Source organism: Actinoalloteichus hymeniacidonis (assembly GCF_014203365.1).
Lineage (GTDB): Bacteria > Actinomycetota > Actinomycetes > Mycobacteriales > Pseudonocardiaceae > Actinoalloteichus_A > Actinoalloteichus_A hymeniacidonis.
In genome coordinates this window covers 3,736,030-3,754,728 of the sequence record NZ_JACHIS010000001.1, presented here as the reverse complement: position 1 = coordinate 3,754,728, position 18,699 = coordinate 3,736,030, and the positions used below count along the sequence as shown (strand labels likewise).

Below are 18,699 nucleotides of genomic sequence, written 5' to 3'. Positions count from 1 at the left end.
CGCTGCGCCAAACACTTCGTCCGCGCTGGGGCCGCATCGGTTCGGTGGGCACCTGTTGCCCGGGAACCACCCGGCTCCAGCGTTCTGGGAAGTTCGCCGGTGCCTACGAACGGGTCTTCGTTCAGCCTGCGTCGGGTTCGGGGGCGGGCACCGCGGTGGGTGGGATCGCCGATCGTTCGGACGCCTCCCCGTCCGGGACGCGGATCAGCTGCCGAGGATCTCCGTCACGGGGTGTTGCGGGTCGTAGGCAGCCCAGCCGGGGTCCCCGGTTCTGGCGAACGAGACCCAAGCGGCGTGTATCCGTGTCGCGAGGCTCGCCGGGGCGGGGTCGGGGCCCAATAGACCGGTCTCCCCGTGCAGCCATGGTTTGTCGGCGAGGTCGAATACGAAGGGCAGCTCGACGGTGTGGGCGGCGCCGAGTCGCCCATCCAAGGCGGTTGAGCGGTAACCGAACGAGTAGACGTGCGTGCCGCCGCTCGAAATCCGTGCGTGTGCCTGTGCCATGCGGGCCGTACCAGCTCCGAACAGGGCATCTCCGAGCACGGCGGAACGTAGTTCACCAGGTGTAGCGTCCGGTCGGGCCGCGCTATGCGCGGCGACCCCGGTCTCCGGGTTCGCGTACACCCTGGTGGCGATGGCGAGCACGTCGGCCTCGGTGGAGGACTCCAGGTCGCCCTGCGGCACGAGGTAGAGGTGCCCCTCTTCGGTATTGGTGCCGATCAGCAGGTCTACGTGGCGGGCCGGGCCGTCGGCGAGAGTGTCGGCGGGTTGGCTTGGAAGAACCAGACCGAACGGACTGAGCCCGGCCAGCGGATCAGTGGCGGAGCCGGTGCGTAGATCGAGACCTGCCAGGGCCGGAAGGATCTCCATGAAGCGTTCGTCGGTGATCGAGGAGAAGGCTTCGGCTGTCGGTTCGACACCCAGCGCGTCGGCCGCTGCGACGGTGACTCGGTGCGCCTGCTCCGGGGTGAAGGCGCCGGTACCGCTGCCGCTCTGCATGATCGCCCGCTGGAACAGGCCGTTGGCCTGTGGCGTCGCGAGTAACGCTCCGACGAGTGTGGCGCCTGCGGACTGGCCGAAGATCGTGACGTTGTCCGGGTCGCCGCCGAACGCCGCGACCGTGTCGCGTACCCAGCCGAGCGCGGCGAGCACGTCGAGCAATCCTCGGTTGGGCACAGCTCCCGGTAGGTCGAGGAAACCGGGAATACCGATGCGGTAGTTCACCGTGACGAGGACGATGCCGTCGCGGGCGAAGGCACTGCCGTCGTACAGCGCGGCGCTTGTCGAACCGGTGACGAATCCGCCGCCGTGCACGAAGACCATGACGGGGCGCTCGCCGTCGCCGGCGGCCGGGGTGCGGACATCGACGGTCAGGTACTCCCCGCCCCGTACCCAGCCGGGTCCGAAGTAGGGGGTCATGTCGAGCCTGCCGAAGTCGCGGGCCGGTTGGGGAGCCGTGGACGAGGGTTGCGTGCCATCGCGCACCCCGGACCAGCCCGGGTGCGGTGCGGGCGGGGCGAAGCGGCGGGCATCGGTCGGTGCTGCCGCGTAGGGGACGGCACGGTAGAGCTCGCCGAAGTCGTCGCGGATGCCGCGCACGGCGCCCGCCGGTGTTGTGACGACCGGGCCTGCAAGCTGGCGCACGGAATACTTCCTTTCCTGGTTCGTTCGGGTCATCAGGAGATGCGGGAGAAGCCCGCCCAGCGCTTGATCGTGAACTTCGAACCACTGCGTGCCACCTCCGTGGCGCCGTGGCCGCCGAAGTGCGCTGGGAAGACGAGTGCCTTGTTCTCGGCGGCGTGACCGAGCAGCCTGTGTCGGGTGGCACGGGACTCGGCCGGGTTCTCGCAGAAACAGGAATTGGTCTCCGGCTCGGCGATCTGCAGCGCGGTGTGCACCAGGTCCCCGACGAACAGGGCCCGATCGCCACCGGAGTCCAGCGTCAGCACGGACGAGCCGGGGGTATGCCCGGGAGCGAGATCGAGCCGCAGGTTCCTGTCGATCCGGTACGACCCTTCCCACAGGTGTGTCAGCCCCTCTTCGTGGACCGGAGTGACACTGTCCTCGAAGACGTTCTGGTTGCCACGACCCAGCACAGACTCGTTCTCGTTGGCCGGGTCCCAGAACTCGAAGTCCCGCCGCGTCATCAGATACGTGGCGTTCGGAAAGGTCGGGACCCACCTCCGCCCGTCGAGGCGGGTGTTCCAGCCGACGTGGTCGACATGCAGGTGGGTGTTGACCACGATGTCGACATCTTCGGGTCGCACCCCTGCTGCGGCGAGGTTGTCGAGATATCCGGTGTTCAGCCTGCTCCACACCGGCGAGTACGGCCGGTCCTTGTGGTTGCCAACACCGGTATCGACGAGGATCGTGCGCCCTTCGCTGCGCAGCAGCCAGGACTGGATCGCCGAGTGGCACTCGGCTGTTTCGTGATTCCAGAAGTCGGGCGACAGCCAGCCACGGTGCTCCTCCCAGGAGCCGTCGGGACTGTCCGGGAAGAACTCGTCAGGAGTCATCCCTACCGGACCGTAGAACTCCTTGATGCGGGTGACGGTGACGTCGCCTAAAACGATCTGTTCCGGAGTCTGTTCCATGTGAGCCGTCCTCGAATTCGCGGTATGTGCCCGAATACGACCGAGCCTGGACACCGGGACGAGCACGAACCACTCCCGCGTTGTGGTACCCCTCGCAGGGGGTGGTTGGGGTCGGGTCGTGCCCCGAATACTGGGGTCATGGACGCACCCGGCCCACTCGGCGACTTCCTCCAAGCCCGACGGGCCCGGCTGCGGCCGGAGGACGTCGGCCTGCGCGAACTGGGGCCTCGCAGGCGGGTACCCGGGCTGCGGCGGGAGGAATTGGCCCAATTGGCAGGCGTCAGCGTCTCCTACTACACCCGACTGGAGCAGGGCCTGTCCCGAGGGGCTTCGGCTGAGGTGCTCGACGCGATCGCCCGCGCCCTGCTGCTCGACGACCACGAGCGTGCGCACCTCCACCGGCTCGTCGGCGCCGCCCGCCGTATGCCCCGCGCGCGACGCCCTCGGCCCGAGAAGCTCGCCTGTGAGACGCGGGATCTCCTCCGTGCCGTGGACGGCGTCCCGGCGCTGGTGCTCGGCAGGCGCACGGACGTGCTGGCGTGGAACACCCTCGGGCACGCCCTGCTGGCCGGTCACCTGGACTTCCTCGACCCGGATGATCCGGCCCGACGGCCGAACCTGAGTCGGATGCTGTTCTTGGACCCGCACTGCCGGGAGCTGTACACGGACTGGCAGCGCAAGGCCCGTGCGATCGTCGGCAACCTGCGGATCGCCGTCAGCAGGCACCCGGATGACCCATTCCTCGCGGAGCTGATCGGCGAACTGACGATGAAGAGCCCGGAATTCGTCGCACTCTGGGGCGACCACCGGGTGGCACCCTGTGACGCCGCGTCCTACGAACTGCACCACCCCGTCGTCGGCACGGTGACCGTGACACAGCAGACGCTGTCGATTGCCCGCTCGCCGGAACAGGCGCTGATCGTGTGTACGACTGCGCTCGGCTCACCCGCAGGGGAGGCGCTCGCGCTACTCCGACAGGCGGGCACTGGCCAGGAGCCCTCCGCAGAGCACTTCGATGGTCGGATGAGAAGCCATCACTAGGGGAGGGTTCGCCGGCGTCTCGATGCAGGCGGCTCGGGACGTCACCGTCTCCCAGCGGTGAGTTCGGGCGGCCGGAACCGGTCGATCCGCCGCCGGGCACCGAGACCATGGCAGGCAGCCGGGGCACGTCGGTCCGGACACGGGCCGGAGCCCCACCCGACCGTCTCGGGGATACGGTCATCCGGTGACCGAGGAGACGACACTCGAGAAGCTGCGTGAGATCCGGCGTTCCGGCGCGGGCCGGAGCCCATCGGATCTGTCCGCCCACCCCTATCGGGTGGACCGGGACCGGATCACCGCATCGCCCTTCTTCGCGCGGCTCGGCGGCGTCACCCAGGTGGTCAGCCCGACGGGATCCGGGCTGCTGCTGCACAACCGGCTCACCCACAGCCTGAAGGTCGCCCAGATCGCCAGGGGGATCGCCGAGCGGCTGACCGCCGATCCGGCGGCACAGCGCCTGGTCGCGAAGCTCGGCGGCCTCAGCGCCGACGTGGTCGAGGCGGCGTCGCTCGCGCACGACCTCGGGCACCCGCCGTTCGGGCACCTCGGGGAGCAGGTGCTCGATCGGCTGGCCCGCAACCGTTTCGGTCTGGCCGACGGCTTCGAGGGCAATGCCCAGTCGTTCCGGATCGTCACCACGATCGACACCGGTGGAACCGCCACCGCAGGCCTCGACCTGACCGCAGCGGTGCGTGCCGCCGTCCTCAAATACCCGTGGACCCGGCTCTCGCACCCGCATCCGCATCCTCGGACCATGGCGGTCCCGCCGCGCGGGTCCGCGGAGCCCGACGACTCACCGGGCACCGGCTCGGCCAAGTTCTCGGCGTATGTGACCGAGCTGGACGATCTCGATCAGTCCCGGGCGGCCTTCCTCGGCCGGATACCCGAGTGGCAGCAGACCGTCGAGGCGGCCGTGATGGACACCGCCGACGACATCGCCTACGCGATCCACGATCTCGACGACTTCCATCGGGTCGGCGTGCTCCAACACGCCACGGTGTGGGCCGAGTTGCACGGCTGGCTCAGCCGAGCGGCCGAATTGCGCAACCTCTCGGAGGACGAGCTGGCCGATCGGGCCCGTCAACCAGGCCACGCGTTGGAGGGACTGCGCCGCCGACTGCACTGGAAGGACTCCTGGATCGTCGACGACGAGGCGTTCGCCGAAGCGGTGGACCGGGTGGAGCGGGAGGTGGTGGATCGACTTCTCGCGGTGCCCTTCGACGGTTCCGTGGAGGCGGAACAGGCGGTCGCCTCGTTCTCGGCGAGTTGGACGAGCCGGTTGGTCGCCGGTGTCGAGGTCCTCGCCGAACCGACGAACCGGTCGGCCAACATCGTGCTCGCGCCCCGGCAGTGGCACGAGGTCCAGGTCCTGAAGTTCGTCCACCGGCACTTCGTCCTGCTGCGCCCCGACCTGGCCCTGCACCAACGCGGGCAGGCCCGACTGCTGACCGCCCTGGTCGAGGCGTTGGAGCAGTGGTTGACCGATCGAATGGAGGCGGCGCGGCTACCACGCAGGCTGCACGACCTCGTCGAGCTGGCGCACGAGGAGTACCGGTCGTTGGCGGCCCGGGACGCGAGCCTGCTCACCGGCCCCACCGGGGAGATCCCCAGTGGGCCGGACGCCGTGGCCTCGCTGGCCAGAGGTCGTGCGGTCGTCGACTTCGTGGCCTCGCTCAGCGACCGACAGGCGGTGGCACTGCTGGACGCGTTGTCCGGCCGTTCCGGTCAGACCTGGACCGACGCCTTCGTGCTATGACGCGGCGGACGGCACCACGGGCTGGGCTCGGGCCCCCGATGGATCTAGGCTCTTCGAGATGACCGGCGGCCGACTTCCCGGTAATGCCCACGCCTCGACGGGCTCCGCCGCGTCTGCGGACGCCCTCGAACAGGTCGCCGCGGCGGTCCTGGGTTCCGCCGAGTACCGCTCGGCCGAACTGCTCGACGTCCTAGACGGTCGGATGGCCGAGCGGCTGGATGTGGTGCGGGTGGGCGACGACGTCCTGCCGCAACTCGCCCACGAGGGCAGCGTGAGCGGGGCGCTGGCCGCCGCCCGCCGCGCCCTGCGCGCCGGTGGACTCGTGGTGGCCGCAGTCCCCGAACTCAGCGGACTACGCAGCCTGCGTCCGACTGCGCCGCCACCGAGGGTCACCGGCGCGGGGGAGGACCGGCAGATCACCGTTCAGCTGTGGGACTGGTCCGAGGACGGCACCGGCTACGGACTCGAAGTAGTGCGGCTGCATCGCCGGGACGGTGACTGGGAGGTAGCCCACAGCACCGCCACCCGACATCGGGTACTCGCCAGGGACCAGATCGCGCAGGCCTTCCAGATCGCCGGTTTCGTGGCGGTACAGCGCCTGTCGCCGGGCGAGAGCGGGCACCCGCTGCCGGTGTGGGTCGCGGTGGCGCCCCGATGAGCCCCGGCGCTGCTGCACGGCGGGGCGCGGGGACCTGCCGGGACACGTCACCGGGCGGCGGCCACATCAGTGCGAGACGGGGGATGAATCGGATGCGGTACTCGATGGGGGCCCGGCGATGAGCCGGGTGCGCAGCGTCGCAGGCGGTGGTCGGGCCGTGGAGATCGAGCCGGAGCGGTTGGCGGGCTGGTTCGGGCGGTTCGCCGAGCGGCACGGCGGTCTCGCCGAGACGACGACCTCGGCGACACAGTTGCAGATCACCGCCGCCGACGGTGCCGCCGTCTCGGTGGCGGTGCCCTTCGGGGGACTCACCGATGAGTCCGTCGCCGCCATCGGCACCGAGCAGGGCGCGCCGGAACGAGCGGTCGAGGCACTCACCGCGCACGTGTCACGGTCCCGTCGGATCGGTCTGGTGCTGGTGCGGCTCGGTGGGTTCAGCGTGGGCGTCGCGGTCGACGGCGCGGTGGTGTCCTCGCGCAGCGGCCGCCGACAGGTCCACGGTCGGAACAAGGCGGGCGGTTGGTCGCAGCAGCGGTTCGCCCGCCGTCGGGCGGGACAGGCCCGGGTGTCCTTGTCGGCTGCGGCCGAGGCGACCTTCGAGGTCCTGCTGCCCGCAGTGCCGACCCTGGAGGCCGTGGTGTTCGGCGGTGATCGGCACGCGGTGGACGAACTCCGCGCCGATAACCGGCTCGCGCCGCTCTTCGCGATCGCCGAACCTCGACTCCTCGATGTCGTGGAGCCACGCAGGGTCGTCCTGGACGACGCGGCACAGCGGGCCCGTGCCGTGGAGGTGGTGGTCGTCGACCCGCCCGCCTGAGGCGCGCTCGACCGGGCGTTCGCCCCGGGAGCCGAGCTGCCGAGGACGAGGTCCGCCCGACAGCCTGGGCGGGCCGCCGGAATGCACCAGATCGAGCCGCCGTGTCGTCCCGGCCCACACCGCGACGGCGATCATGGCCGTTCGGGCTCCTCGAACACCGTGGGCCGCCGCCGAAGCGCCCTCCGCGAGTACGAGCCGACCTGCGAGCCAGGCGGCCGGGTCGTCCGAGGGGTCGGCGCGGGGGAATTCGCGTTGATCCGACCCGTACACTGGGGCACGTGGTCCGCATCGATTAACCCATGGGCAGGCGCGTCGTCTCTTCGACGGGCCGCTCCCTCATGCCCGTGACCACACACCTCTTTTCTCGGAGTTCTCTCTTGATCACTGCGACGGATCTCGAACTGCGCGCTGGGTCGCGCATCCTGCTCTCGGAGGCCAACCTGCGGGTGCAGGCCGGCGACCGCGTCGGTCTCGTCGGCCGTAACGGGGCGGGCAAGACCACCACGCTGAAGGTGCTGGCGGGTGAGGGGGCGCCCTACGGGGGCGAGACCCGGCGCACCGGTGAGCTCGGCTACCTGCCTCAGGATCCCCGCGAGGGCGACCTCTCGGTCTCGGCCAAGGACCGGGTGCTCTCCGCCAGAGGACTCGACGAGCTGCTCCGCGACATGGAGAAGTCCCAGACCGCGATGGCGGAGCTGGTCGACGACAGCAAGCGTGACGCGGCGATCCGCCGATACGGCAGGCTGGAAGACCGATTCTCCTCGCTGGGCGGCTACGCGGCCGAGAGCGAGGCCGCGCGGATCTGCTCCAACCTCGGCCTGGCCGACCGCATCCTGAACCAGTCGCTGAGCACCCTCTCCGGTGGCCAGCGCCGCCGGGTGGAACTCGCGCGCATCCTGTTCGCCGCCTCCGAGTCCGGGCCGGGTGGCAAGTCGGCGACGACCCTGCTCCTGGACGAGCCCACCAACCACCTCGACGCGGACTCCATCGTCTGGCTTCGTGATTTCCTGCGGTCCCACACCGGTGGCCTCATCGTCATCAGCCACGACGTGGAACTGCTGGCGGCCGTCGTCAACAAGGTGTGGTTCCTGGATGCCACCCGTGGCGAGGTCGACATCTACAACATGGAGTGGAAGCGCTACCTGGAGGCGCGGGCCACCGACGAGAAGCGCCGTCGCCGGGAACGGGCCAACGCCGAGAAGAAGGCCTCGGCGCTGATGGCCCAGGCCGACAAGATGCGTGCCAAGGCCACCAAGGCCGTCGCGGCGCAGAACATGGCCAAGCGAGCCGACAAACTGCTCGCGGGGCTGGACGAACAGCGGGTCTCCGACAAGGTGGCCAAGATCGTCTTCCCGGCTCCCGCGCCCTGTGGCCGGACGCCGTTGACGGCGGAGGGCCTCTCCAAGTCCTATGGCTCGCTGGAGATCTTCACCGGCGTCGACCTGGCGATCGACCGGGGCTCGCGGGTGGTCGTGCTCGGCCTCAACGGTGCGGGCAAGACGACCCTGCTGCGGATGATCGGTGGCAGGGAGACCCCTGACGCGGGCTCGGTGATCCCCGGGCACGGCCTGCGCATCGGCTACTACGCGCAGGAACACGAGACGCTGGATCACTCGGCGAGTGTGTGGGCCAACATCCAACACGCGGCGCCCGACGCACCCGCCCAACAACTGCGCACCCTGCTCGGTGCCTTCCTGTTCACCGGGGAGCAGCTCGACCAGCCTGCGGGCACACTCTCCGGCGGCGAGAAGACCCGGTTGGCCTTGGCGGGACTGGTGTCCAGCGCCGCCAACGTGCTGCTGCTCGACGAGCCCACCAACAACCTCGATCCGGCGAGCCGGGAACAGGTCCTGGAAGCGCTACGCACCTACCAGGGCGCGGTGATCCTCGTGACGCACGACCCCGGTGCCGTCCAGGCACTCGAACCCGAACGGGTGATTCTTCTGCCGGACGGCACCGAGGATCATTGGTCGGACGATTATCTGGAGCTGGTACAGCTCGCCTGATCTACGCGCGGTGACTTTCACGGTACCCCCTGGTCAGCATTGATAACGCACAGTGCGGCAATAAACACTTTGCGATGTTTTCCCATGATCGCCTGGCATTAATGCTGTTCGTGTTCGATCATTGCGGCGACGGGGGCCGCAAGGGGCCCGACCTGCTCGGACGGAAGGCGGGACAAGGTGGCTGACCTGAAGAAGGGCGCCCGCATCACCGGCGCCGCACGGGACAAGCTTGCGACGGATCTGAAGAAGAAGTACGAGAAGGGCGCGAGCATTCGTGCCCTGGCCGAATCAACCGGTCGGTCGTACGGCTTCGTTCATCGGGTCCTCAGCGAATCCGGCGTGCAGCTTCGGGGGCGCGGGGGCGCGACCCGAACCAAGAAGAAGTGATCGAGGGACCGGGGTTCGGGCGGTGTCGCCCGGCCGAGTCCCCGGCTCTTCCCAGGAAGGACCCGCCGCGTCGTGGGCGCGGCGGTTCGAGAGAGGTCGGTGGGTGACGGACGAACCGGTGGATGCCGACACGCTTCGCCGTGGCGGCCTCCAGCTGGCGATCGATGGCCCTCGGGCGACGATCACGCTGGACCGACCCGAGGTACGGGGTGCGCAGACGCCCCGCACCTGGGCGGCCTTATCGCAGATCGGGCGAAGTCTGCCCGAGAAGGTGCGGGTGGTGGTGATCGCGGGCACCGGCCGATCCTTCTCCTCGGGGTTGGATCGGCGGTTGTTCACTGAAGAGGGCTTCGACGGGATGCCGGGGCTGCCGTCCTTGGCGGCGGCGGACTCCGAGGACGCCGATGCGAGGATCGCGGAGTACCAGACGGGATTCTCCTGGCTGGCCGATCCCGAGCGGTTGACGATCGCCGCGGTCCACGGCCACGCCGTCGGTGCGGGTTTCCAGCTCGCATTGGCGTGTGACGTGCGGATCGTGGCCGATGATGTGCAGTTCGCCATGGCGGAGACCCAGCTCGGGCTGGTGCCCGACCTCGGCGGGACCTCGTGGCTCGTGCGGCTGGTGGGCTATGCACGAGCAGCGGAGTTGTGTGTGACCGGCCGGTCGGTGGGCGCCGAGGAGGCGACGAGGATCGGACTGGCCAATGCGGCCGTTCCCGCCGCCGAGCTTGCAGGCGCGGTGGATCGATTCGTCGAGGCGGCGCTGGCCGCTCCTGCGGCGGCGGTCACCGAGACCCTGCGGTTGCTCTCGGCCGCAGCCGATGGCAGGCCGCCGGTGGAGCAGCGCGCTGCTGAACGTGCCGCGCAACTGCGGTCGCTGGCACGGGCGGTTGGGGGCGCGAGCGCTTAGGACGAGATCGTGCATCCGTCTCTTTCGGACTTGATGTGGACACCGGTGCACATCTCCGCATGCCATATCGTGGTGGTCTCCATCGAGGAGCGGGTCCGCCCCGCTTCTCTGCAGCTGGTATGACACCTCGGTGTGGCTCATTCCCGGTCATCGCCGGAGCTCCATCGCCGTGGGCGACTCGGGTACACCGACGCCCGGCTGCGGTCCTGAAACGCAGCCGGGTCGTAACACTTGGTTTCGCGCCGCTGCGGTGATCCCGACGCGCGTGCACTGCCGGAGGCTCATCGATCAGCGTGCGCTCACGTGCCTGTTGTCTGCTGAGCCTGTCGTGGCGTGATCAACGGAAGTCCGCAGCGTGATCGGCCGCCCATTGCCGAAACGATCGAGGGGGCCGTCCGGTGATCTCCTGCACCGTAGGCAGTGCCGGGATCGGCGATTGCACCGACTGCTCGAGGCCGTCGATCATGACGTCGATGAAGCGGGCCGGCAGCCAGACGCTCAGCCGTTGCCGTGCCTCATCGCGGGTGACCTCCTCCCACCGTAGTTCCCGGCCGATCGCTGCCCCGATGAGTCGAAGTTGTTCGATCTGGGTCAACGGCTCGGAGCCGGACAGCAGGTGGCTTCGGCCCGCGTGGCCTGGCTCGGTCAGTGCTGCCACCGCCACGTCGGCGATGTCGCGCTCATGGATCAAGGTCGCTGCGGCCGCGCCGAAGGCACCGCGCACGACTCCGTCGGCGCGGATCTGGGATGCCCAGTTCAGGGTGTTCGTCGCGAATCCGAATGGCCGTAGGAACGTCCATTCCAGTCCCGACCGTCGGATCGCCTGTTCGACGGGCGCATGAGCCTCGCCGATGGGGTTGTCCTGTTCCTCGAGGTCGTCGCGTACTGCGGCCGTGGACAGCAGCACCAAACGTCGAGGCCCGTCGGAGAGCACGTCGATGATGCGGCCTGCTGCTTCTCCGTCGGAGAAGGGCCACACGAGAAACACCGCATCGACGCCTCGTACCGCGGAGCGCAGCGTTGCGGGCTCCAACAGATCACCCGGCACGACGGACACGCTGCCGGGCAGGTCGACCGCCGCCGGTCGGCGGCTCAGCGCGCGGACCGGGACGCCGAGTTCGACCAATCGGTTGACCACCGCCCCACCGACGTGGCCGGTCGCGCCGATCACCAGGATTGGCTTGAGATTCGTCATCGATGAGCTCTCCATCACTGTCCGGACCGATCGTCCTGTCGAGCGGTCAACGAGAGGGGAGCCTAGGAAGATCGGCGCACTTCTAGTAAGTACCTACCGATAAGTAAGCTTGTGGAGTGGACGTAAGCATGCTGGCGAGTGCGCCCGCCGCCGATCCGACCAGTGATGCATTCAACAACGACTGTCCTGGTCGGACTGTCATCAGCCATATCGCGAGCCGGTGGGGAATCCTGGTCTTGGCGGCGCTTCGCGATGGTCCGCTTCGATTCTCGGCGATCCGCGACCGCATCGATGGGATCAGTGAGAAGATGTTGGCGCAGAACCTCCGTCTGATGGTGCGCGACGGGCTGGTCGACCGCGCGGTCGAGCCCACCGCCCCGCCGCAGGTCTCCTATGCGCTGACGCCGCTCGGGGACGAACTGACCGTCCCGCTGCAGGGAATGCTGGACTGGGTTGCGTTGCGGGCGCACGACATCGTGGCAGCACAAGATCGGTACGACCGGTCACACCCGGCTGGCTGATCCCGCCTGCCTCGGCGAGCGGAGGCCCCGCGCCTCTCGTGCGCCGTGGTGAGGGCGAGGGCAGACGGGGCCGGTCGAGGGCGGCTGTCAGCCCAACTCGGGGATCCGGGGCAGCTGGCGGTCGAACAGCGCCGCATTGGCCTGATCGCCGCCGACGACGTTCGCGCTGCGCCAACGGGGGAGTTCGGTCTCGGTGCGGTCGTGCAGCCGCACCAACACGAGGTTCCACAGGAAGCCGGTGGAGATCGAGGACAGCGCTGCCGTGACCGGCGACTCGCGGGGATAGGCGGCATCGCCGGGCGGCACCAGGGTGTCCAGGATGACGTCCGCCTGCTCGGCGACGGTGCTGTGCGACCGACGCGGGGCCGCCGCACCTGCGGCGGTGGAGGTCACCGCGATCACCGGGCAGCCTGCGGCGCGGCCCGCTGCGGCCAGCTCCACGGGGTAGGGGTTGATCCCGGAATGGGAGAAGACGACCAGGGTGTCCTCGCCGGTGATGTCGACCTTCCCGAGCACCTCCTCGGCCAGCCCCGAGCGGCGCTCGGCGGTGGTGCTGCTGCGCGCGCCGTGCATCGGGAGGAGATCCGGGTGATAGAGCGGGCGGATCAGGGCGAGACCGCCTGCCCGGTAGAAGGTCTCGGCGACGGCGGCGAGCGAATGTCCCGCCCCGGCCGTGTACACGGTGCCGTCGGCCCGCACCGTCGTCAGGATCGCGGACGCGGCCCGGTCGATCGCCTCGGCGTTGTGCTTCTCGATGCGTGCCAGATGGTCGCCCACGATCGTGCCGTAGCTCGTCGGGATGCTGTCGGTCATCGCCGCCTCCTTCGTCGGATCCGTGGCACTGGTCTATACCACACGGTCGACGGTGCGCGGCAGTGCTCGGGATGCAATGGGCGGGCCTCGATGCAGGCCGCACCCTCCAGAGACGACGGCGCCGCCGTCCTCCGCCTGCTGGAACCGAGGCGGTAGACGGCGGCGCTGTCACACGGGACTACTGCTCACACAGCGGCTGCACCCAGATGTTGCGGAACTGGGTCCGGGTCTCCGGATCGTGATTCTGCAACCCGATGTAACCCTCCAGGCCCCGGGCGGGGTCGGTGCTGGTGAAGTCGTTGACGAGCGTGCCGTTCAGGTACACCTGGTAGCGCTCGCCGACGACCTTGATCACGTACCGGTTCCACTCGCCGACCTCGTTGGACGGGTAGGAACTCGGCTCCTGGTGGTTGTAGACGGAACCGGTCTTCTGCGGGTCGCCCGCCGGGTTGTCGTTGATCTGGATCTCGTAGCCATGGTCGACGGCCACCCACGGGTCGTCGCCGGGATCGGGGAAGCGGACGAAGACCCCGGAGTTGTCCGTCTCGGCGGTGACCCGCCAGTCCAGCATCAGGATGTAGTCGGCGAAGTCCTGCTCGTCGTACCAGAGCAGACCCATGCCATCACGGCTCTGCAGGGTGCCGTCGACGACGTCGAATCCGCCGGGCCCAGCCTGGTACCAGCCTTCGGTGGTGTTGCCGTCGAACAGCCGGACCGGAGCCTCGCAGGCCAGCGCGACCGGATCCTTCGCCGTCTCGGGAGTGGACGAGGCACTCGCAGAGCCACCGATTCCCACCGCGAACAGGCTGCTCAGGGTGACACCGGCGAGAGCAGCACCGAGCATTCGTCGTACATCGCGCACGTCTCGATTCCTTTCTGTGCTGAAAGAAGAGGGGGCGGGCGGGCCGACCTCATCGTCGGCCCGCCCGCCTGCTCACGACCTTCGAATCACTCGAAGGTGCTTGCGGTCGGGATCGCGTTCGCTGCTAAACCCCTTCGATCGCGTCGATGACAGCCTGGATGTCCCTGGACAGCGTTTCGCGGACATCGTCGGCGGTGACGAGCGTGGTGTCGCCGATGGCCTCCAGGAGCGAGTGGAGCTCGTCGATGGTGGCGAGGTCGTCACCGCGTGCTTCGGCCAGTCGTGCCTCGGTCAGCTGCTCGCGCAGCTGGATGGTGGCGGTGAGGCTGAGCCGGTTGGTGGCGCGGAACCGGTCGATCAACTGGCTGATGTCCCTGGTGGACGTGTTGGTGGCGAAGGAGACCGACTGCTCGGTGGTGTTACCCGCGTTGTCCGATGCGGTCACCGAGAGCTCCTGCACGCCGAGCGGAAGCCGGTGCAGGGGCAGGTACTCCCCGGACTCCAACTCCTCGCCGTTGAGCGTGCCCACCGTCGTGGCGACACCCGAGGTGGCGTCCTTGGCCTGCCAGTGCAGGACGAGGTCGGTGGCGTCGCCGTAGACCCGTCCGTCGGCCACGCCCGCGACGACGAGAGTCGGTGCGGTCGGGTCGATGAGGATGGTGGCGGCCTTCTCGGCCTCGATGTTGCCCGCGATGTCGATGGTGCGATAGAGCACTGAGTGCGGGCCCTCGCCGGTGACGGTGACGGGCTCCTCGTAGGTGGTCCAGTCACCGCCGTCCAGGCTCCACTCGGTCCGAGCGACGCCGCTGCCCTCGTCGATGCCCTCGAGTGCCACGGTGACCTCACCATCGTGCCAGCCGCCCTCGCCCGCATCGGGGAAGGTGGCCTCGGTGGTGGGGGCGGTGGTGTCGATGGCGATGTCGAGGGTTTGGGGTTCCTCGATGTTGCCTGCGGTGTCGGTGGAGCGGTATTCGACGGTGTGGGTGCCGTCGTCGGTGAGGGTGATGGGTTCCTGGTAGGTGGTCCAGTCGCCGTCGCCGATGCGGTATTCGGTGGTGTCGATGCCGCTGTCGTCGTCGGTGGCCTCGAGGGTGACCTGGACGGGGCTGCTGGTGAACCAGCCGTCCTGTCCGTCGGGTTCACCCGGGGTGGTGCTGGCCGAGGTCACCGGCGCCGTCGTGTCCTCCTCGCCGCCGCCGTCTGCAGGCTTGATCCGGATGTTGCGGAAGTGCAGCTGGTTGGCGTTGCTGTTCTCCAGACCGATGTGCCCACCCTGACCCCGGCTGCCATCGCCGGTGTACTCGGTGACCACGCGGTCGTTCAGGACGACGTTGTACTGATCGCCCGTCACGTCGATCTCGAAGAGGTTCCAACCGCCGTACGGCGGCTTGGCGGTCAGGTACTTCGCGGCCATCAACCCGTTGATCGACCCGGTTCGGTTGACCACGTTGTCGACGCGGTCCAGGATCGCGACCTCGTAGCCCTCGCGGCCCGGGACCCCCGCGTCACCCTCCGGATCCGGGAAACGCTGGTACAGACCGGAGTTGGCGCTGACGCTGAAGCTCTCGTACTCCGCCTCCAGGACGTAGTCCTCGAACTCGGCGTCGTCGTAGTAGAGGACGCCGAAGCCACCGGTCTGCGGCTTGAGCAGACCCTCCTCGGTCACCTCGAAGCCGCCCTGGCCGACGTGGTCCCAACCCGCCAGGCTCTTGCCGTCGAACAGGGTGATCCAACCCTCTTCGTCGGGCGTTGCCTGCCAGCTCACCGAACCACTGTCGGAGGCGAGGTCCTCCCGAAGGTTGACCGGGCCCTCATCGGTGACGACCAGGCTCTCACCTCGGACACACGAGCCGCCGTAACCGAGGCACGCCACGATGTGGTCGGACGCGCCGACCGTGCTGGTGTAGTCGAAGGTGACCGCACCGTTCTCGTCGGGCTCGGCGACATGCTGCTCGACTCGGACGTAGGGCTCACCCTCGGTGTGTCCCGGCGGAAGCTCGCTGGCGGGCGACGAGCGGTAGACCTCGATGCTCACCGCGCTGTCGGCGGGCGTGCCCTCACCGGGTGTGAAGGTCGCGGAGACCTGTTGCTGCTCGCGGGTGTTCAGCTCGGCCGATTCCGGCGTCACCTCGATGGTGCCGTCGATCGGCTCGTGCACCGCGATCGTCGTCTCGGCGGACCCTCGGACCACGCCGTCCGCATCGGTCGCGGTCACCGTGGCCGTGTACTCGCCGGTCGCCTCGTAGGTGTGCGACACGGACTCGCCCTCGGCGGTGTTGCCATCGCCCAGATCCCAGGAGAAGGTCGTGCCCTCGGGAAGCGCCTCGCCGGAAACGGTGAGGTTCGCCGCGAGCGGTGCCGCACCACGGTCGACATCGGACTCGGCATGGATCACCCGGGGGCCTGCCGCACCGAGACCGTCGAAGTCGAGGTAGTTCAGCTTGAGCAGTTCCTCGTCACCCTCGCCGGCGAACACCACGAACAGTTCGAAGGTGCCCTCGGGAGCGGTGATCTCGGTCGGGTCCAGCTCGACGTACTCGTCGCCGGAGCCCGCAGGCACCTCGGTGGTCGAGATGACCTCGCCGTCGGGGGCGTTCGCCCGAAGCTCGACGGTGCCGCCCGCCAACCCCGCCGCGCCGAGACGCACGGAGTCGATCATCGCCAGGTTGTACGGCGAGAACGAGACCCAGTCGCCCGCGTTCACCCCGCCCAGTGCTCGGCCGCCCTCGGCTGCCTCGTCGTCGATGACCTCGACACCCTCGGAGCCGTCGAAATGGATCGCCTGCTTGCGCTTGGGCTGCAGGATGATCTCCTGTTCGCCCGAGGTGGCCGCGACGCCCTCGGCGCCTCGGTCCTCATAGCTGGATCGCAGAACCCAGAAGAGGTTCGCCTCGCCGCCGTGGCCGCCGTCCTCCTGGGTCGTCGTCACGCCCTCGCAGCTCTGCATATTGCTCTGCGGGTGCGCGTGGACGTCATGGCCCAATGCCGTCTGCACGGTGACAGCGGAACAGCTGATGCCATCGCCGATGGTGCCGTCCTCGACGTCGTCGACCGACACGTCGTAGGCGATCTCATCGCCCCAGCCGAACAACGCGCCGTTGCCGGGGGTGGTGAATTCGACCTCGGGGGCGTAATTGCCGATCGTGATGGTCACTCGTCGTACCGTGACCCGGCCCGCCGAGTTGGTGACTTCCAGCTTGGCGTTGTAGATGCCGTTCTCGGTGTAGGTGTGCGTACCGGTGATGCCCTCGGCGTCGTTGACACCGTCACCCTCGAAGTCCCAGGCGTAGCTGAGCTCTCCGCCGTTGGGATCGGTGGTGCCGGTCGCGTCGAAGGACACCTCCAGCGGGGCCTCGCCCGAGGTCTCGGTGGAGGCCAGCGCAACGTCCGGCGACTGGACGCCCTCGGTGTAATCGATGCGGTAGAGACCCGCGTAGGTGCCGGGCGTGAAGAATCCGCCACCGTACTCGATGACGTAGAGCGAACCCTCGGGCCCGAACTCCATGTCCATCGGCTGGTTGAAGTCCAATTCCTCCAGGAACGGCGTCATGGAGGAGTATTCGCCGTTCTCGTCGAAGCGGACGTCGGCGACGAAGTTTCTCGAGTATTCGTAGAAGAAGTGTGCCCCGTCGTAGGACTCGGGGAACTTCGTCGGCGAATCGAGCGATTCGTCATAGCGGTAGACCGGGCCACCGAAGGCCGAGTTGCCACCCTCGCAGGGGATCTCCGGGAACTCCTCGGAGCAGCCGTAGGTGTAGTAGATGTCCGCCGGGGTCGCCGGGGGCAGGTCGGTCAGACCGGTGTTGTTCGGCGAGTCGTTGACCGGGGCCGAGCAGTCGAAGGCCTCGCCGGACTCGCCGGTGGCGAAGTCGTAGTCCCGATAGGGCTCGTTCGGGCCCATGCAGAACGGCCAGCCGCCGTTGCCGGGGCCGTCCATCAGGTAGACCTCGTCGAAGGCGTGCGGGCCACGGTCCGGGTTGGCATCCCGTGCGTCGGGGCCGACGACACCGAGGAAGATCCGGTCCGTCTCCTGGTCCACGCTGAAGCGGAACGGGTTGCGCAGACCCATGTAGTACACCTCGGGGCGCGTGCCCTCGGTGCCCTCGGGGAACAGGTTGCCCTCGGGGATGGTGTAGCTGCCGTCTTCCTCGACGTGGATGCGCAGCAGCTTTCCGCGCAGGTCGTTGGTGTTGCCGGACGACCGCTGCGCGTCGAATGCGGAGCGGTCCTCGCGCTCGTCGATCGGCGTGTAGCCGTCGGACGCCCACGAGTTGGTGTTGTCTCCGGTGGAGAGGAAGAGGTTGCCAGCCGAGTCGAAGTCGATGTCACCACCGACGTGGCAGCACAGGTCGCGCTGGGTGGGGACCTCGAGGATGATCTGTTCGCTCTCGCGATCGATCACGTCGCCTTCGAGTTTGAACCGGGAGAGGCGGTTGCGGGGCTCGGGGTCCGGCGGCGAGTAATACGTGTAGACCCAGCCGTTCTCCTCGAAGTTCGGGTCGACGGCGATGCCTTGGAGGCCGTCCTCCTCGCCCGCGTAGACCTCGATCTCCGCGGCGGTCGTCACGTTGTAGCTGTCCGGGTTGAAGATCTTGATGATGCCGCGTCGGTCGGTCATCAGCACCCGGCCGTCGGGTGTGACGGCCAGCGCCATCGGCTCGCCGACGTCCTCGGTGAGTTGGATCTTCTCGAAGTCGCCGGTGGCCTCGGCGAACGGCGTCAGGTCTTCGGGGACCGCGGTGAGCCTGGTGCTCTCCTCGGGTGGCTGCGGATCCGACTGCTGGGCGGCGGCCGGGGCTACCCCGGCCAAAGGCACCAGCAGCGCGGCACCGAGGACGAACCCCAGCACGCGACGGCGTGTCGATGACATGCGGGTCCTTTCTGGACATGGGTCAACGGTGGCCGCGCTCTCCCGCCGCCAGGAGCGCTCGACCACTTTGTTCGGGGCAGGCTCAAGTATGTGAATGCCGATGCTGTTAACACAGTCTTTATTCTTGCGAAATACTGTGCTATGGCAGTGGTCACACGCCGTGTGCGATGGCGAAGAAAGAATGTTCAGACACGCACTGTATTCCTATTGCGGGGTCGTCGTCGGCCATTCGTCCGGACCTAAGTGGACCCGATAGGTTTAATTCATCG

The 18,699-nt window shown here is 68.4% G+C and carries 14 protein-coding genes; 8 read left to right on the top strand and 6 right to left on the bottom strand.

The annotated features are described in order from the left end of the window. Nucleotides 1-204: 204 nt before the first annotated feature. The gene (locus BKA25_RS15355) at nucleotides 205-1,677 is read right to left on the bottom strand and encodes a carboxylesterase/lipase family protein (RefSeq protein WP_172803780.1); all 1,473 of its coding nucleotides are present in this window, start codon (nucleotides 1,675-1,677) and stop codon (nucleotides 205-207) included. After that, on the bottom strand, nucleotides 1,677-2,594 hold the full coding sequence (locus BKA25_RS15350) for an MBL fold metallo-hydrolase (RefSeq protein WP_069848848.1): 918 nt from the start codon (nucleotides 2,592-2,594) through the stop codon (nucleotides 1,677-1,679). Before BKA25_RS15350 ends, BKA25_RS15355 begins: the two co-directional genes overlap by 1 nt. A 138-nt stretch (nucleotides 2,595-2,732) precedes the next feature. Between BKA25_RS15350 and BKA25_RS15345 the strand changes: the two genes are divergently transcribed. From BKA25_RS15345 to BKA25_RS15315, 7 genes are all read left to right on the top strand, one after another. Next, nucleotides 2,733-3,635 (top strand): helix-turn-helix domain-containing protein, encoded by a 903-nt coding sequence (locus BKA25_RS15345; RefSeq protein ID WP_069848850.1) that lies wholly within the window; start codon nucleotides 2,733-2,735, stop codon nucleotides 3,633-3,635. A gap of 211 nt (nucleotides 3,636-3,846) precedes the next feature. After that, nucleotides 3,847-5,391, top strand: a complete 1,545-nt coding sequence (locus tag BKA25_RS15340) for a deoxyguanosinetriphosphate triphosphohydrolase family protein (RefSeq protein ID WP_069853593.1) — start codon at nucleotides 3,847-3,849, stop codon at nucleotides 5,389-5,391. 58 nt (nucleotides 5,392-5,449) lie between these two features. Further along, nucleotides 5,450-6,049: a hypothetical protein gene (locus tag BKA25_RS15335; RefSeq protein ID WP_069848851.1), complete on the top strand. Its 600-nt coding sequence runs from the start codon at nucleotides 5,450-5,452 to the stop codon at nucleotides 6,047-6,049. A gap of 118 nt (nucleotides 6,050-6,167) precedes the next feature. After that, on the top strand, nucleotides 6,168-6,866 hold the full coding sequence (locus BKA25_RS15330) for an acVLRF1 family peptidyl-tRNA hydrolase (protein WP_069848853.1): 699 nt from the start codon (nucleotides 6,168-6,170) through the stop codon (nucleotides 6,864-6,866). 377 nt (nucleotides 6,867-7,243) lie between these two features. Beyond that, nucleotides 7,244-8,872 (top strand): ABC-F family ATP-binding cassette domain-containing protein, encoded by a 1,629-nt coding sequence (locus BKA25_RS15325; protein ID WP_069848855.1) that lies wholly within the window; start codon nucleotides 7,244-7,246, stop codon nucleotides 8,870-8,872. 177 nt (nucleotides 8,873-9,049) lie between these two features. After that, a complete protein-coding gene (locus tag BKA25_RS15320; protein ID WP_075740427.1) occupies nucleotides 9,050-9,259 on the top strand; it encodes a helix-turn-helix domain-containing protein in 210 nt (69 codons plus the stop codon). A gap of 103 nt (nucleotides 9,260-9,362) precedes the next feature. Further along, nucleotides 9,363-10,169, top strand: coding sequence for an enoyl-CoA hydratase/isomerase family protein (locus tag BKA25_RS15315; protein WP_069848859.1), 807 nt, complete (start codon nucleotides 9,363-9,365; stop codon nucleotides 10,167-10,169). 337 nt (nucleotides 10,170-10,506) lie between these two features. Here BKA25_RS15315 and BKA25_RS15310 read toward each other — a convergent pair whose 3' ends face one another. Further along, on the bottom strand, nucleotides 10,507-11,364 hold the full coding sequence (locus BKA25_RS15310) for an SDR family oxidoreductase (protein WP_069848861.1): 858 nt from the start codon (nucleotides 11,362-11,364) through the stop codon (nucleotides 10,507-10,509). A 116-nt stretch (nucleotides 11,365-11,480) separates the two neighbouring features. On the opposite strand from BKA25_RS15310, the gene BKA25_RS15305 reads away from it, so the two are divergent. After that, complete coding sequence (locus BKA25_RS15305; RefSeq protein ID WP_236750722.1) at nucleotides 11,481-11,885, top strand: winged helix-turn-helix transcriptional regulator; 405 nt, start codon at nucleotides 11,481-11,483, stop codon at nucleotides 11,883-11,885. A gap of 87 nt (nucleotides 11,886-11,972) precedes the next feature. Here the strand turns inward: BKA25_RS15305 and BKA25_RS15300 are convergent, their stop codons facing one another. The 3 genes from BKA25_RS15300 to BKA25_RS15290 all read right to left on the bottom strand — a co-directional run bounded on the left by BKA25_RS15300 (nucleotide 11,973) and on the right by BKA25_RS15290 (nucleotide 18,430). Next, nucleotides 11,973-12,698, bottom strand: coding sequence for a sugar isomerase domain-containing protein (locus BKA25_RS15300; protein WP_069848864.1), 726 nt, complete (start codon nucleotides 12,696-12,698; stop codon nucleotides 11,973-11,975). Nucleotides 12,699-12,876: 178 nt separating this feature from the next. Continuing rightward, nucleotides 12,877-13,560 carry a 3-keto-disaccharide hydrolase gene (locus BKA25_RS15295; protein WP_236750724.1) on the bottom strand — a complete coding sequence of 228 codons (684 nt, stop codon included), beginning with the start codon at nucleotides 13,558-13,560 and terminating at the stop codon, nucleotides 12,877-12,879. Nucleotides 13,561-13,684: 124 nt separating this feature from the next. Beyond that, a complete protein-coding gene (locus BKA25_RS15290) occupies nucleotides 13,685-18,430 on the bottom strand; it encodes an OmpL47-type beta-barrel domain-containing protein (protein WP_084642911.1) in 4,746 nt (1,581 codons plus the stop codon). Between the last annotated feature and the right edge of the window lie 269 nt (nucleotides 18,431-18,699).